Raw genomic sequence first — 14,724 nt, 5'->3', positions numbered from 1 at the left:
GACCTTCATGGTCCACCACGGCCCCGACAGTTCGGGAGGGATCAGGCGAACCGCTCCCGCAGGTAGGTGGCCGTGGCGTCGTCGGCGGGGAAGAAGCTCTCGATGGCCACCTCCTCCAGCGTCACGTCGAGCGGCGCGCCGAGCACCGCCACCGTCGAGAAGAGCGTGAGCTCCTGGTCCGGGTGCCGCAGCCGCAGCGGCAGCAGGATCCGGTCGCGGGGCTGCGCTGCCGGATCGAGCCCGGCGTCCCGGCAGTACCCGACGAGCTCGCCCAGCAGTGCGCGCAGCCCCGTGGTCGCCGATCGCTCCGCCTGCCGGCGCAGCCGGGACACCAGATGGGCGGCGTACTCCTCCAGGTCGACGACGTGTGGGGCCAGCCCGCGCGGGTGCAGGCTCACCCGCAGGACGTTGGCGGGGGGCGCGAGCAGTTCGGGGTCGACGAGGTCGGTGAGCAGCGCGACCGCCCGGTTCGCCGCGAGCAGGTTCCACGAGCCGTCGACGAGGACCGCAGGATAGGGCTCCTGGCCGTCGAGGATCCGGCGCAACGAGCGCTGCACCTCGCCCAGCTCGGCGTCGTCGAGGCCGTGCTGGGTGTAGGCCGGGGCGAACCCGGCCGCCATCATCAGCTCGTTGCGGGCTCGCAACGGCACGTCCAGCTCCTCGGACAGGTGCAGCACCATCTCCCGGCTCGGCTTCGACCGGCCGGTCTCCAGGAAGCTCAGGTGCCGGGCGGACACCTCGGCCCGCAGGCCGAGGTCGAGCTGTGTCAGCCGGCGGCGCTGACGCCAGTCGCGCAGCAGCGATCCGAACGCGGTTCCGGCGGCGGTGGCGGCGGTCATGACCGGACGCTAACCGGCCCGGCGCGCCTGATCGATGACCCCGCAGGTAATGGACCGGCAGCACGGCGGGGCTGCAGGGTGCCTCCTGTGACCGACGACCTCACCACGCAGATGCACCGCGCGATGCCCTTCACCGCCGTGCTCGGCGCCACCGCGCTGCGGGCCGGACCGGACGAGGTGGCGCTGCGCCTGGACTGGGACGGCACCCGGTGCACGTCCGGTGGCCTGCTGCACGGCGGGGCGCTGATGGCGCTGGCCGACGCCGCCGGTGGCTGGTGCGCGTTCCTCAACCTTCCCGACGGCGCGACGGGAACGGCCACCGTGACCTCGGCGACGAACTTCCTGCGCCCCGTGACGTCCGGGCACGTCGACGCCGTGGCGAGCGTGCTGCACGCGGGGCGCAGCACGCTCGTCATCGACACCGAGCTGCGCGACGCGGCCGGAAAGCGCATCGCGCGGGTGACGCAGACCCAGGCGGTACTGCGCTGAGCTGCGCCACGCCGCCCCTGTCTGCGTCAGGCGGGAACGGCGGTGCGGGCCTGCTCCGCATCGCGCCGCGCCACCTCGGCGCGCACGAGCGGGATCACCTCGCGGCCGAACTCCTTGGCGTCCTCGAGCAGGTCGTAGCCGCGGGCGGACAGGATGCGGACGCCGAGGTCGTAGTAGTCCAGCAGGGCGGCGGCCACCGTCTCCGGGGTGCCCACCAGCGCGGTGGAGTTGCCCGCCCCGCCGGTGGCCTTCGCGGTGACCGTCCACAGTGCACGGTCGAAGCGCTCACCCTGCGCGGCCACCTCCAGCAGCCGCTGGGAACCGGCGTTCTCGGGGTCGGTGAGCTTGTGGCGGCGGGTGAGCTGCGACGTGCCGCCCTTCGTCCGGTCCTGGATGCGGGCCACCGTGGCGTAGGCCTTCTCCCAGGCCTCCTCCTCGGTGCGGCCGAGGATGGGGCGGAACGCCACCTGGAACGTCGGCGCCGGCCGCCCGGCCGCACGGGCGAGCTCGGTGATCGTGGCGATCTGTTCGGCGGTGCCGGCGAGCGGCTCGCCCCACAGCGCGTAGATGTCGGCCTCCTCCGCCCCGACCTTGTACGCGGCGGCTGAGGACCCGCCGAAGGAGATGCGCGGGCGCGGCTTCTGCGCGGGCTCGACGTCCAGCACGAAGTCGCTGAAGTCGTAGTGCTCGCCGTGGAAGTCGAACGGCTCGCGCGACGTCCAGGCCTTCTTGAAGATCTGGATGGCCTCGCGGGTGCGGTCGTAGCGGCGGTCCTTGGGCAGGGTGTCGCCCTCGCGCTGCTGCTCGTGGTCGTTGCCGCCGGTGATCACGTGCAGGGTGAGCCGTCCGTCGCTGATCTGGTCGAGCGTGGCGACGGTCTTCGCGGCGAAGGTGGGGTAGGAGACGTTCGGCCGGTGGGCCAGCAACAGCTGCAGCCGCTCGGTGTGGGTCGCGATGAGCGCCGCGGCCTGTGCCGGGTCGGGGCTGCCGGAGCCGTAGGCGGTGAGCACCCGGTCCCATCCGGTCTCCTCGTGGGCCCGGGCGAGGGCGAGCGTGTACTCCTTGTCGAACGCGGGACCGGTGCGCGGATCGGTCTCCGAGCCGTTGTTGGTGGCGCCGATGCCGAGGAACTCGACGGGCATGATGGGTCCTTCCAGGAGGTGGGTGCGGGGCTGGGGCTCAGGAGCCCGGACACGCCGCGGACCACACCCGGCCGAGGTCGATGTGCGGTCGCGTCACCAGGGGAACCCGGACGGTCACGTCCTCCACTCCAGCACCGGGCGCTGAGGCCGTCAACCGGACATCGGGCCGGTCACATTCGGGAAGGATGGGCGGGTGCTCCCAGGTGACGGCCGAAGTCCCGTGCTGCTGCACGTCCCGCACGCCGGCACCGAGGTCCCGGCGTGGACGCGCCCGCACCTGGTGGTCGACGACGACGAGCTGGCGGCCGAGCAGGCGGCGTTGACCGACCACCACACCGACCGCATCGCCACGGCTGCCGCGGACCGTGCCCGGGTGCGGCCGTGGACGCTGGTCAACCGAGTGTCCCGGCTCGTCGTCGACCCGGAGCGGTTCCCCGACGAGCGGGAGGAGATGGCGGCGGTCGGCATGGCCGCGGTCTACACGCGGGGCACGCACGGGCAGCGGCTCCGCGTCGACGACCCCGGGCACCGCCACGCCCTGCTGGACGCGTTCTACACCCCGTGGGCCACCGCGGTGCGCGACGCCGTCGACGACCGGCTCGCCGCCACCGGCCGCGCCGTGCTGCTGGACGTGCACTCCTACCCGTCGGTGCCGCTGCCCTACGAGCTGCACGCCGCCGGTCCCCGGCCCGCCGTCTGCCTCGGCACCGACGCCGTGCACACCCCGGAGTGGCTCGTCGCGGCGGCCGGGACGGCGTTCGCGCCGATCGGGACCGTGGGGCTCGACTCACCGTTCGCGGGCACCTACGTCCCGCTCGCCCACCACGGCACGGACCTGCGGGTGCTCTCCATCATGATCGAGATCCGCCGGGACGGGTACCTGGTGGAACCGGCGGGAGCCCTCACCGCAGGCGCAGACCGGGTGGCCGCCTCGCTCGCCGCCCTGGTCGACGCGGTCAGCGCGCACTGCGGGAAAGGCACGTGAGTTGCGTCCGCATCACTGGCCCGTGACGGCACGCCGACCTACTGTCGAGTGATGGGGTTGCGGCTGGTGCGGCGCTGGCATGTGGATCTGTGCCGCACCAGCACCGCCGTCTGAGGCACGGACTGTCCACGTCCGCCTGCCGAGAGGAACCCCTTGACCTCCGCGATCGCGATCGTCGGTGCCGGGCCGCGCGGCGCCGGGATACTAGAGCGGCTCGGCGCGAGCGCTCCGGAACTGCTGTCGGGAGGCGTCGGAACCGGTCTCGACGTGCACCTGATCGACCCCTACCCGGCGGGCGCCGGCCGGATCTGGCGCCACGACCAGTCGCCGCTGCTGGCCATGAACTCGATGGCCGCCGACGTCACCATGTACACCGACGACTCCGTCGTCTGCGAGGGGCCGATCCGGCCGGGCCCCTCGTTCTGGGACTGGGCGCAGGAGCTGCAGGCCCACGGTGACCCCGACCAGCTGGGGCCCGAGCTGGGCGCCGAGCTGCGCGCCGTCACTGCCTCGACCTTTCCCAGCAGGCGCCTGCAGAGCGCGTACCTGGGCTGGGTGCTGGACGAGGTGATCGCCGGGATGCCGCCGGGGGTGCGGGTGCACGTCCACCGCACCCGGGCCGTCGGGCTCGCCGAGGACGGGCCGACCCAGACCGTGTTCCTGGAGGACGGCCCGCCGTTGCGCGTCGACACGGTGGTGCTCGCCTCCGGGCATCTCGACGCGACGCCCACCGCGGAGGAGCTCGCCCTCGTCGACCGGGCGGCCGAGCTCGGGCTGCTCTACCTGCCGCCGGAGCAGACCACCGACACCGACCTCTCGGTGATCCGGCCGGGACAGACGGCGATCGTGCGCGGCATGGGGCTCGCGTTCATCGACCTCGTGGTGCTGCTGTTCGAGGGTCGCGGCGGCCGGTTCGAGCCGGTCGACGCGGACGGGGACACCCTGCGCTACGTCCCGTCGGGCGCCGAACCGCACCTGGTCGTGGGCTCGCCGCGAGGCGCGCCCTACCACTCCAAGCCCCACTACGAGCTGCGCGGCGGACGCCCGCCGCTGCCGCGGTTCTTCGGGCCGGCCGAGGTCGACCGGCTGATCGCCGCGGGTGAGCCCGTCGAGCTGCGGGCGCAGGTGTGGCCGCTCATGGCCAAGGAGATCGCCTGGGGCTGGTACCACGAGCTGTTCCTCGGCCACCCGGACCGCGTCCGGCTGCACTGGGACGAGTTCGCCGCCCGGTACTCCGAGCTCGGCTGGGACACCCCGGCCATGGCCGAGCTGATCACCGCAGCGGTGCCCGACACCCTCGACCGCATCGACTTCACCGCACTGGACCGCCCGCTCGACGGCGTGCACGCCCCGGACCTCGCCGCGCTGCAGCCCCTGGTGCGGGAGCGGATCGCCGAGGACCTGCGCCAGCACGTCGACCCGGCACACACCCCGCACCTGGGGGCGTTCGTCGCGATGCTCTCGGTGTACGGGTCGCTGGGCAGGCTCATCGGGGCGGGCACGCTCTCCGCCCGGTCGCAGGCGTTCGACGTGCGCTGGTGGCAGAGCTTCTTCAACGCCGTCGCCAGCGGGCCGCCCGGGTTCCGGGTGCGCCAGCTGCTCGCGCTGTCCCGGGCGGGGTTCGTCGAGTTCCTCGGGGCCGGGATGTGGGTGGACGTCGCCGACGGCACGTTCCGCGCGGGCAGCGCGACGCTGGAGGGCGCGCCGCCCGTCACGGCCACCGCGCTGGTGGACGCCCGGCTGCCCGACGCCAGCGCCGCCCGCACCGAGGACCCGCTGCTCGCGAGCCTGATGCGCAGCGGTGCCGCGGGTGAGGCCGTCATCGTCGACGACGACGGCACCGTCCTGCGCAACACGGGGCTCATCCGCGTGCGCCCGTCCGACGGCGCGCTGGTCGACGCCTCCGGCACGGTGCACCCGCGCCGCTTCGCCGTCGGCCCGCACACCGCGGTGAAGGTGGCCGGTGCGTTCACGCGCCCGGGGATGAACGCCCAGAGCCTGCGCTACAACGACGCCGTGGCCCGCGCGGTGCTGCGCAGCCTGCCCGTGGCGCGGGAATCCGCCTCCGCCGCCTGAGCACTCCGCTCGGGAGCACTGCCCCCATTGCAGCAAAGCCACTTTCATGCAACCTCGTTGCCGCAAAGTGGCTTTGCTGCAACGCCGGACCGGCCCCGGCAGGTCGTCTGACAGGCTTCCTCCGTGTTGCTGATGTTGACCACCACCGCGGAGCCGGCCACCGACCTCGGGTACCTGCTGCACAAGCACCCGGACCGGGCCCAGGCGTTCCCGGTGGCGGCCGGTACGGCGCACGTGTTCTACCCGCGGGCGGACCAGGAGGAATGCACCGCGGCCCTGCTGCTGGACGTCGACCCGGTCGCGCTCGTGAAGGGTGGCGCGACCACCGGGTTCACGCTGGGCCAGTACGTGAACGACCGGCCGTACGTGGCGGGCTCGCTGCTCGCTGTGGCGCTCGGCTCCGTGTTCTCCTCGGCGATGAAGGGCCGCTGCGCGGCGCGCCCCGAGCTGGCGGCCCGGCTGATCCCGCTGTCGGTCCGCATCCCGACGCTGCCCTGCCGCGACGGCCGTGAGCTGGTCGAGCGCCTGTTCACGCCGCTGGGCTGGCGGGTGGTGGCCGACCCGGTGCCGCTGGACCCGCAGTTCCCCGGGTGGGGCGACTCGCGCTACCTCGACACGACGCTGACCGGGGAGATGCGCCTGGCCGACGCCCTGAGCCACCTCTACGTCCTGCTGCCGGTGCTCGACGGCAGCAAGCACTACTGGGTGGGCCAGGACGAGGTCGACAAGCTCCTGCGGGCCGGCGCGGGCTGGCTCGCCGCCCACCCGGAGCGCACGCTGATCAGCCGGCGGTACCTCGCCCACCAGCGCCCCTACGTGCGCACGGCGCTGGAGCGCCTCGCCGACGCCGACGACACCGACGTGGCCGAGCTCGACGACGCGCTCGCCGAGCCGGTGGTCACGGCGGTGCCCGAGCGGCCGGAGCCACTGGCGGTGCAGCGCAGGCACAGCGTGCTCGGCGTGCTCAAGGAGCTGGGCGCGCGCCGGGTCCTCGACCTCGGCTGCGGCAACGGCGCGCTGCTGCGGGAGCTGATCGCCGACCGGGAGCTCACCGAGATCGTCGGCATCGACGTGTCGGCGAGCGCCATCGAGGCTGCGGCCCGCGCCCTGCAGCTCGACCGGATGGCCGAGCGGCAGCGGGAGCGGATCACGCTGCGGCAGTCGGCGCTCACCTACACCGATCAGACGCTGGCCGGCTACGACGCCGCCGTCCTGATGGAGGTGATCGAGCACGTCGACGAGAGCAGGCTGCCCGCGCTGGAGCACGCCGTGTTCGCCGCGGCGCGGCCTGCCGCGGTGGTGGTGACCACCCCCAACGTCGAGCACAACGTGCGCTTCGACAGCCTGGAAGCGGGCCGGATGCGCCACTCCGACCACCGTTTCGAATGGACGAGGGCGCAGTTCCGCGAGTGGTCCGAGGCGGTGGCCGCCCGGCACGGCTACACGGTCGGGTTCCGACCCGTCGGCCCGGACGACCCGGACGTCGGCCCTCCCACCCAGCTTGCCGTCTTCGAGCGGGAGCAGGCACCGGAGGGCGGGCGATGAGTGAGCCGCGTGTGCTGCGCATCCCCGACATGGCGCTGGTCGTGCTCGTCGGCGCGTCCGGCTCGGGGAAGTCGACCTTCGCCCGCACCCACTTCGCGCCGACGCAGGTGCTCTCCAGCGACGCCTTCCGCGCGATGGTCGCCGACGACGAGAACGACCAGTCGGCCACCACGGCCGCGTTCGAGGCGCTGCACGTCGTGGCGGGCAAGCGGCTGGCGGCCGGCCGGATCACCGTCGTCGACGCCACCAGCGTGCAGCGGGAGGCCCGCGTGCCGCTGGTGGCGCTGGCGCGTGAGCACGACGTGCTGCCGGTCGCCATAGTCCTGGACGTGCCGGAGGCGGTCTGCCGGCAGCGCAACGAGGCCCGGACCGACCGCACCTTCGGCCCGCACGTGATCCGGCGCCAGCGTGGCGAGCTGCACCGGTCGCTGCGGGCACTGGCGAAGGAGGGGTTCCGCCGGGTGCACGTGCTGCGTTCGGTGGAGGAGGTCGACGCCGCGCGGATCGAGATCGAGCCGCTGCTCAACGACCGCCGTACCGAGACGGGCCCGTTCGACGTGATCGGTGACGTGCACGGGTGCCGCGGGGAGCTGGAGGACCTGCTCACCACCCTGGGCTACGACCTCGTCCGCGACGAGGAGGGGCGCGCGGTCGGAGCGCACCACCCGGCCGGGCGGCGCGCGGTGTTCGTGGGCGACCTGGTGGACCGCGGCCCGGACACCCCCGGGGTGCTGCGGCTGGTCATGGGGATGGTCGCCGGGGGAGACGCGCTGTGCGTGTGCGGCAACCACGAGCAGAAGCTGGTGCGGGCGCTGTCGGGCCGCACGGTGCAGGTCACCCACGGGCTCGCCGAGTCCCTGTCCCAGCTGTCCGGGCAGAGCGAGGAGTTCCGCGCCGCCGTGCGGGAGTTCTGCGACGGGCTCGTCTCGCACTACGTCCTCGACGGTGGACGGCTCGTCGTCGCGCACGCCGGGCTTCCGGAACGCTTCCACCGCCGCGCGTCCGGACGCGTGCGCAGCCTCGCGCTCTACGGCGACACCACGGGCGAGACCGACGAGTACGGCCTGCCGGTGCGCTACCCGTGGGCCAACGACTACCGCGGCGCGGCGACCGTCCTGTACGGGCACACGCCCACCCCGCAGGTGGAGTGGGTCAACGGGACGATGTGCCTCGACACCGGCGTGGTGTTCGGGGGGAAGCTCACGGCGCTGCGCTACCCGGAGCGCGAGGTCGTGGCCGTCGTGGCGCAGCAGGTCTGGTACGAGCCGAAGCGCCCGCTCGCCCCGCCCCCCGCCGCGCGGGCCCCGGCCCGGGCGCCCGACGTGCTCGACATCGCCGACGTCACCGGCAAGCGCATGATCGCCACCGCGCACCACGGCACGATCACCGTGCGCGCGGAGCAGGCGGCGGCCGCGCTCGAGGTGATGAGCCGGTTCGCGGTGGACCCGCGGTGGCTGCTCTACCTGCCGCCGACCATGGCGCCGACGGCCACGTCCACCCGCGACGGGCTGTTGGAGCACCCCGCGGAGGCGTTCGCCGGGTTCCGCGCCGCCGGCGTCCCGCTCGTCGTGTGCGAGGAGAAGCACATGGGTTCGCGGGCGGTCGTGCTGGTCTGCCGCGACGATGCCGTCGGCGCGCAGCGCTTCGGGATGCCCGGGCCCGGCACGGTGGTGACGCGCACGGGACGCCCGTTCTTCCCGCCCGCGCTGACGGCACAGCTGCTGGAGCGCGTCCTGGCCGCGGTCACCGCGGCCGGGCTCTGGGACGAGCTGGACACCGGGTGGCTGCTGCTCGACGCCGAACTGCTGCCGTGGAGCGCGAAGGCGGGTGGCCTCATCCGCGACCAGTACGCCGCGGTCGGCGCGGCGGCCGGGGCCGCGCTGTCGGCGTCCGGCGCGGCACTCGCGGCCGCCGCGGCGCGCGGGATCGACGTGGCGGACCTGATGGCCGGGATGACCGCCCGTGCCGCCGGTGCCACGGCGTTCCGCGAGGCGTACCGGCGGTACTGCTGGCCCACCGACGGGCTGGCGGGCGTGCAGCTGGCCCCGTTCCAGGTGCTCGCCGCCGAGGGCGCGACGTTCCACACCCGCGCCCACGACTGGCACCTCGCCGTGGCCGACCGCCTCCACGAGGCCGGGACGGAGCTCTTCCGCCGGACCGCCTCCCTGGTGGTCGACACCACCGACGAGGCCTCGGTGGCCGCGGGCACCACGTGGTGGGAGGACCTGACCGGCGCGGGCGGCGAGGGCATGGTCGTCAAGCCGCTGGCCAACCTCACCCGCGAGGGCCGTCGCCTGGTGCAGCCGGGGGTGAAGGTGCGGGGGCCGGAGTACCTGCGTCTCATCTACGGCCCCGAGTACGCGGCACCCGCCAACCTCGAGCGGCTGCGCGGGCGCGGCCTGGGCGTCAAGCGGGCCCTCGCGCTCCGCGAGTACGCGCTGGGCCTGGAGGCGCTCGAGCGGCTGGCAGCGGGGGAACCGCTGTGGCGCGTGCACGAGTGCGTCTTCGCGGTGCTCGCGCTGGAGTCGGAGCCGGTGGACCCGCGGCTGTAGCCACGGCCACCCGGGACGGGCGGCCGGGGCGGCGCCTCAGCCCAACGGCGGGTGGCGGTGCAGGGCGCTGCGGACCACGGCCAGCTCGTGCGCCACCTCGGCGGCGATGAGCTCGGCGTGCAGGTCGACCTGCTCCCCGGCGGGCTGCTCGTCCAGCGCGAGAGCGCGGTGCCTGCGCACCAGGTCCTCGAGCGAGTCGAGCATGCGGTCGGCGATGGTCCGGCGGATGGACTCGCGGGTGGGGGTGGACATGGGTACCTCCAGGAGGTGGGTGTCGGACGGACCGGGTCGGCGGTGCGTCCGACAGAGCGCGCTCGCGTGGTGGCACAGGTCCCGGTCGCGTCGCCTCGTGAGCGTCGAGCCGGGATAGGGGGTCACCGGTTCCGCCTATGTCGCAGCGGAGAAGCCGGAGAAGAGCAGAACGGCGAGTCCCAGGCCGACGGCCAGGTTCACCACGGTGGCGCTCGCGAACACCCCGACCGGGCGCCAGCCGGCCTCGCGCAGCGGCGCGACGCGGAACTCCAGCCCGATGGAGACGAACGCCAGGATGAGGAACAGCGTCCGCAGGTCGTTGACGATCGTGATGTACGGCCTGGCGTCGGCCGAGCCGACCGCGCCGATGTAGATCGTCGCGATGATCGACGCGGCGAGGAAACCGAGCACGAACTTCGGGAACCGCTCCCACAGCTCGCGGGCCTTCGGCCGGGCGGAGACCGCCCTGCGCTCCACGCGCAGGGTGAAGTACGCCGTCAGCGCGACGGCGACGACGCCCAGCAGCGCGTTCTGCGTGGTCTTGACGATCGTGGCGATCTGCAGCGCCTCCTCGCCCACGATCGCCCCGGCGGCAGTGACCGCCGCTGTGGTGTCGATGTTGCCGCCGACCCACGCCCCACCGACGGCCTGGTCGAGCCCCAGCGCGTCGACCGCGGCCGGCAGCAGGAAGATCGACGGCAGGGCGAAGATGATCACCATGCTGGCGGTGTAGGCCAGCTGCTCCTTCCGGGCCTGCACGGCGCCTGCCGCCGCGATCGCGGCGCTCACCCCGCAGATCGACACGGCCGAGGCGAGCAGCGCGCGGAGCTTGTCGTCCAGGCCCAGCCGGCCGCCGAGCCACCACGTGAACGCGAAGACCACGGTGATCAGCACGACCGCCTGGACGATCGCGGGGCCCGTGGCACTGACGATCACGGCGAAGTTGATGGATGCGCCGAGCAGCACGAGCCCGGTCTTGATGAAGAACTCGGTGCGGAACCCGGCGGCCAGCCGGTCGCGCAGGCCCAGCTGCGTGAGCACGACGTTGCCCAGCAGGCCCAGCACGATCGCGTACACGGGGTACTCGATGGCCGCGGCGATCTCGCCGAAGGCGGTGCCGTCGGTGGCGTCCGGGACGGTCTGTTCCAGGTAGCGGGCGAGGCCGCCCAGCACGAGGACGGCGACGACGCCGCCGACAGCCCGTCCCGCTGACGGGGAGGTTCCGGCGTCCTGTGCGGGCGCCTCGGCGGTCTCGGAGCCGATGTCTCCGGTGTCCGGTGCGCTGCTCATCAGGGCACCAGCCAGCCGGGCACCAGGCCCGTGAGCACGAGCGCGAGCAGCAGCAGGCCGACGATCGTCGCGGCCCAGTCCTCGTTCAGGGCGGTGCGGCGGGCACCGCCGACCGTCGGGTCGTCGTGGGGTTCGGCGGTACTCATGGCTCTCGTCCTGTCGTCCGATCGAGGTCCCGGCGCGCCACGCGCCACCGGGGGAACGTCGATCAGGCGGGACAGCCCGTGCTGGGGACGCGGCAGTAGTCGACGTGCCGTCGCCTGGCGAGCGCGGGCGCGGCCATCAGGGTGCCGTCGCCAGGCCGCGGGCGCGCAGCACGCGACGCTCCAGCGGCCGGAACGCCAGTAGCTCGACCCCGACGCCGACCAGCAGGATCAGGAAGATCGCGGCGATGACGCCAGGCATGCTGTTGAAGTCGCTGCCCTGCTTGAGGTACGCGCCGAGCCCGATCCCCAGCTGCGGGGACGTCGCGATGATCTCCGCCGCCATCAGGGAACGCCAGGAGAAGGCCCAGCCCTGCTTGCAGCCCGCGATGTAGCCCGGCAGCGCGGCGGGCAGCAGGATCAGCCGCGCCGAGTCGATCCGGCCTGCCCCCATGACCTGCCCGACGCGCGGCAGGATCGGCGGGACCTGGTCGATGCCCGACACCAGCCCGTTGGCGATCGACGGGATGGCGCCGAGCAGCACCACGAAGTAGATGGTGGTGTCGGTCAGCCCGAACCACAGCACGGCCGCCGGCACCCACGCCACGGACGGCAGGCTCTGCATGCCCGCCAGCAGCGGCCCGATCGCGGCCCGCACCACGGGGACCTTCGCGACGAGCAGCCCGAGCGGCGTTGCGACCACCACCGAGGTGAGGAACCCGAGCACCGCACGGTGCAGCGACACCCAGACGATCCCCCAGATGCTGCCGTCGACGACCGTGCCGGCGAACTCCTGCCACACCGCGAGCGGGGCGGGCAGCTGGTACTCCGGATAGATCGCCGAGGCCCACACGGCCTGCCACACGCTGATGAACAGGACGAGCGCGATCAGCGGCGGCAGCCAGGTGGCCAGCACCCGGCGCAGCACGGGCTTGCGCGCCTCGGTGGGCGTGTCGAGAGCGTCGAGGCCCGCCCCGACCGCGGCGGTGTCGGCGGACTGCGTGTCGGAGACGACCTCAGGCACGGGCATGTGTGGAGATCACCTCCCGGAGCCTGCCGGTGATCTCCTCGGAGAGCTCCTCCCGGTCGGTCCCGGCGGCGGCGAGGTCCCACTCGCGCACGACGGTGCCCGGCCGCGACGACAGCAGCACGACTCGCTGCCCGAGCCGGACGGCCTCGCGGACGTCGTGGGTCACGAACAGCACCGCGGCCCCGGTGGCCTGCCAGATCCGCTGCAGCTCGCCCTGCAGGAAGTCGCGCGTGATGGCGTCCAGCGCGGCGAACGGCTCGTCCATCAGCAGGAGGCCGCCCTCGGCGTCGGTCCCGCTCGACGTGGCGGCCAGCGCGCGGGCCAGCGCGACGCGCTGCCGCATGCCGCCGGACAGCTCGTGGGGCCGCTTGCGCGCCAGGCCGCCCAGCCGGACGAGGTCCAGCAGCTCGGCGGCACGGGCGCGGCGGGCGGCACGGCCGACCCCGGCCAGCCGCAGCGGGAGCTCGACGTTGCGACCGGCGTCCAGCCACGGCAGGAGGGCGGGTTCCTGGAACATCACAGCGGGACGGCCGCTGTCCACCGTCACGGCGCCGGCCGTCGGCTGGTCGAGCCCGGCGACGAGGTTGAGGAGCGTGGTCTTGCCGCAGCCCGACGCCCCGAGCAGCACCACGAACTCGCCCGGCTGCACCCGCAGGTCCACCTCGGTCAGCGCGGTGACGGCCGAGGTGCCTCGGCCGAAGACCTTGCCGACGCCCTGCAGGTCGACGGCGGCGCGGTGCTGGGTGCCGACGTGACGGTCGAGGGTGGCGGTCATGAGTTGCCTCCGGGCTTGTCGAGTCCTGCGGCGTCCACGGGCGGCTTCCCGGCGGCCTGGAGTTCGGCGTTCAGCGGCGCGACGTCGAGGAAGCCCGCCAGGTCGGTCGGCTTCTCGGTGATCCCTGCCGTGGCGCTGTCCTGCGCGAGATGCGGGAACGTCGAGGCGAGCGGGTCGGGGTCGAGCGTGATGTTCTCGAAGGCACGGTCGATCACGGGCCCGGGGAGCGCGCTGCCGGTGAGCTTCTGCAGACCCTGGTTGACGATGGTCTTGGCCTGGGCCGGATCGGTCTGGGCCAGGTCGATCGCCTTGATGTGTGCCCGCAGCAGCTCGCGGACGGTCTCCGGGTACTTCTGCAGGAAGTCGGCCCGCACGAGCAGCACGGTGGTGGGGAAGCGGCCGTTCGGCCAGAGGCTGCGTTCGTCGAGCAGCACCTTCGCGCCGGCGTTGAGGACGAGCTGGGAGCTCCACGGCTCCGGGAGCCAGCCGCCGTCGACGCTGCCCTGGCGGAACGCGTCGAGGGTGCGCGGGTTGTCGAGGTTGGCGATCTTGACGTCCTGCGGGCCGTCACCCGCGGTGAGCCCGTTCTTCTTCAGCCACACCTTCAGCGCGATGTCCTGGGTGTTGCCCAGCTGCGGGGTGGCGATCGTCTTGCCCTTGAGCTGCTGCGGATCGGTGATGTCGGGCTTCACGACGAGCTGGGCGCCGCCCGCGGTGGCACCGGCGATCACGCGCACCTGGCCGTCGGACTTCGCGAAGGCGTTGATCGCCGGTCCGGAGCCGATGTAGGTGGCGTCGAGCGAGCCGCCGAGCAGCGCGTTGACGGCGTCGCCGCCAGCGTTGAAGGTCTGCGGCGTCAGGGTGGTGCCGCCCAGCTCGGCCTTGAACAGTCCCTGCTCCACGCCGATGATCGCCGGCGCGTGCGTGACGTTCGGGAAGTACCCGAGCCGCAGCTCCGTCGCCTTGCCGCCGTTGACGGGCGCGGCGTTGTCGGTGGGCGCCGGTTCGGCGCGCGAGCACGCAGTGGCGGTGAGCAGGGCGATCACGGCCGTGATCACGGCCGGTATCAGGGCGGGGGTGCGGAGCCGGGGCATCGGATGGAGTCCTGTTCTGGGTGGGGCGTGCCCGGCCGGGAATGCCCGGGCAGGCGGAGCGCACGGTGCTGATGGCGCGCGCGGAGGCGCGGCGGCGGATCAGCGGGCGATGCGGGAGGTCAGCGACAGAACTCGTCGAAGGCGTGGCCGCGGCGGGACGGCCAGAACCTCTCGAGATCGGTGACCAGGAACCCCGACATCGAGGCGAGGTCGGCACGTCGGGACACGGTGGGGCCCTGCGGGCACACCTGCGTCGACGTCACTGCACCATCGTGCGTCCCGTCCGGGGGGAGGACAACCAGGCGTCCGAGAGGCGGGAACCGCACGAAATGTACGGACACCACCTCCCCGGCCGGGCGATACGCCGGATGGGCGAGCGCAGGATGCCCGGACATCCACACCGCGGGCGCACTTCGGAGCCAAAGTGCGGTCTGAGGCGCGTCCCAGCAGCAGTACGGCTCCATGGTGTGCAGCGGTAGGGCTGGGGGACGGCTCGTGCGCGGGCCGGGGGC

14 protein-coding genes are annotated in these 14,724 nt (G+C 73.6%); 5 read left to right on the top strand and 9 right to left on the bottom strand.

The window, feature by feature from the left end:
* Positions 1-41: 41 nt before the first annotated feature.
* Positions 42-839, bottom strand: a complete 798-nt coding sequence (locus tag HF577_RS24920; RefSeq protein ID WP_169398375.1) for a helix-turn-helix domain-containing protein — start codon at positions 837-839, stop codon at positions 42-44.
* A gap of 87 nt (positions 840-926) precedes the next feature.
* On the opposite strand from HF577_RS24920, the gene HF577_RS24915 reads away from it, so the two are divergent.
* Complete coding sequence (locus tag HF577_RS24915) at positions 927-1,328, top strand: PaaI family thioesterase (protein ID WP_169398374.1); 402 nt, start codon at positions 927-929, stop codon at positions 1,326-1,328.
* A gap of 26 nt (positions 1,329-1,354) precedes the next feature.
* On the opposite strand, the gene HF577_RS24910 is transcribed toward HF577_RS24915, so the two are convergent.
* Entirely contained in the window at positions 1,355-2,470 is a 1,116-nt protein-coding gene (locus tag HF577_RS24910) for an LLM class flavin-dependent oxidoreductase (RefSeq protein WP_169398373.1), read from the bottom strand.
* A gap of 193 nt (positions 2,471-2,663) precedes the next feature.
* Between HF577_RS24910 and HF577_RS24905 the strand changes: the two genes are divergently transcribed.
* From HF577_RS24905 to HF577_RS24890, 4 genes are all read left to right on the top strand, one after another.
* The gene (locus HF577_RS24905) at positions 2,664-3,455 is read left to right on the top strand and encodes an N-formylglutamate amidohydrolase (protein ID WP_169398372.1); all 792 of its coding nucleotides are present in this window, start codon (positions 2,664-2,666) and stop codon (positions 3,453-3,455) included.
* Positions 3,456-3,608: 153 nt separating this feature from the next.
* Positions 3,609-5,531 carry an FAD/NAD(P)-binding protein gene (locus HF577_RS24900; protein ID WP_211174791.1) on the top strand — a complete coding sequence of 641 codons (1,923 nt, stop codon included), beginning with the start codon at positions 3,609-3,611 and terminating at the stop codon, positions 5,529-5,531.
* A 123-nt stretch (positions 5,532-5,654) separates the two neighbouring features.
* Positions 5,655-7,076 carry a 3' terminal RNA ribose 2'-O-methyltransferase Hen1 gene (locus HF577_RS24895; RefSeq protein ID WP_312859365.1) on the top strand — a complete coding sequence of 474 codons (1,422 nt, stop codon included), beginning with the start codon at positions 5,655-5,657 and terminating at the stop codon, positions 7,074-7,076.
* Entirely contained in the window at positions 7,073-9,628 is a 2,556-nt protein-coding gene (locus tag HF577_RS24890) for a polynucleotide kinase-phosphatase (protein WP_169398371.1), read from the top strand. Before HF577_RS24895 ends, HF577_RS24890 begins: the two co-directional genes overlap by 4 nt.
* Before the next feature lie 36 nt (positions 9,629-9,664).
* Here HF577_RS24890 and HF577_RS24885 read toward each other — a convergent pair whose 3' ends face one another.
* The 7 genes from HF577_RS24885 to HF577_RS24855 all read right to left on the bottom strand — a co-directional run bounded on the left by HF577_RS24885 (position 9,665) and on the right by HF577_RS24855 (position 14,475).
* A complete protein-coding gene (locus HF577_RS24885) occupies positions 9,665-9,880 on the bottom strand; it encodes a hypothetical protein (protein WP_169398370.1) in 216 nt (71 codons plus the stop codon).
* A 135-nt stretch (positions 9,881-10,015) separates the two neighbouring features.
* Positions 10,016-11,170 carry a YeiH family protein gene (locus tag HF577_RS24880; RefSeq protein WP_169398369.1) on the bottom strand — a complete coding sequence of 385 codons (1,155 nt, stop codon included), beginning with the start codon at positions 11,168-11,170 and terminating at the stop codon, positions 10,016-10,018.
* Positions 11,170-11,316 (bottom strand): hypothetical protein, encoded by a 147-nt coding sequence (locus HF577_RS24875; protein WP_169398368.1) that lies wholly within the window; start codon positions 11,314-11,316, stop codon positions 11,170-11,172. The genes HF577_RS24880 and HF577_RS24875 overlap by 1 nt, the downstream gene beginning before the upstream one ends.
* 136 nt (positions 11,317-11,452) lie before the next feature.
* Complete coding sequence (locus tag HF577_RS24870) at positions 11,453-12,343, bottom strand: ABC transporter permease (RefSeq protein ID WP_169398367.1); 891 nt, start codon at positions 12,341-12,343, stop codon at positions 11,453-11,455.
* Complete coding sequence (locus HF577_RS24865) at positions 12,330-13,118, bottom strand: ABC transporter ATP-binding protein (protein WP_169398366.1); 789 nt, start codon at positions 13,116-13,118, stop codon at positions 12,330-12,332. Before HF577_RS24865 ends, HF577_RS24870 begins: the two co-directional genes overlap by 14 nt.
* Entirely contained in the window at positions 13,115-14,212 is a 1,098-nt protein-coding gene (locus tag HF577_RS24860) for an ABC transporter substrate-binding protein (protein ID WP_169398365.1), read from the bottom strand. Before HF577_RS24860 ends, HF577_RS24865 begins: the two co-directional genes overlap by 4 nt.
* Positions 14,213-14,331: 119 nt before the next feature.
* Complete coding sequence (locus tag HF577_RS24855; RefSeq protein WP_169398364.1) at positions 14,332-14,475, bottom strand: hypothetical protein; 144 nt, start codon at positions 14,473-14,475, stop codon at positions 14,332-14,334.
* Between the last annotated feature and the right edge of the window lie 249 nt (positions 14,476-14,724).

Origin of the sequence: Pseudonocardia xinjiangensis (assembly GCF_012911925.1) — a bacterium.
Classification (GTDB): domain Bacteria; phylum Actinomycetota; class Actinomycetes; order Mycobacteriales; family Pseudonocardiaceae; genus Pseudonocardia; species Pseudonocardia xinjiangensis.
The sequence above is the reverse complement of the archived record's forward strand: the minus strand, read 5'-3'. Positions and strand labels throughout refer to the sequence as shown.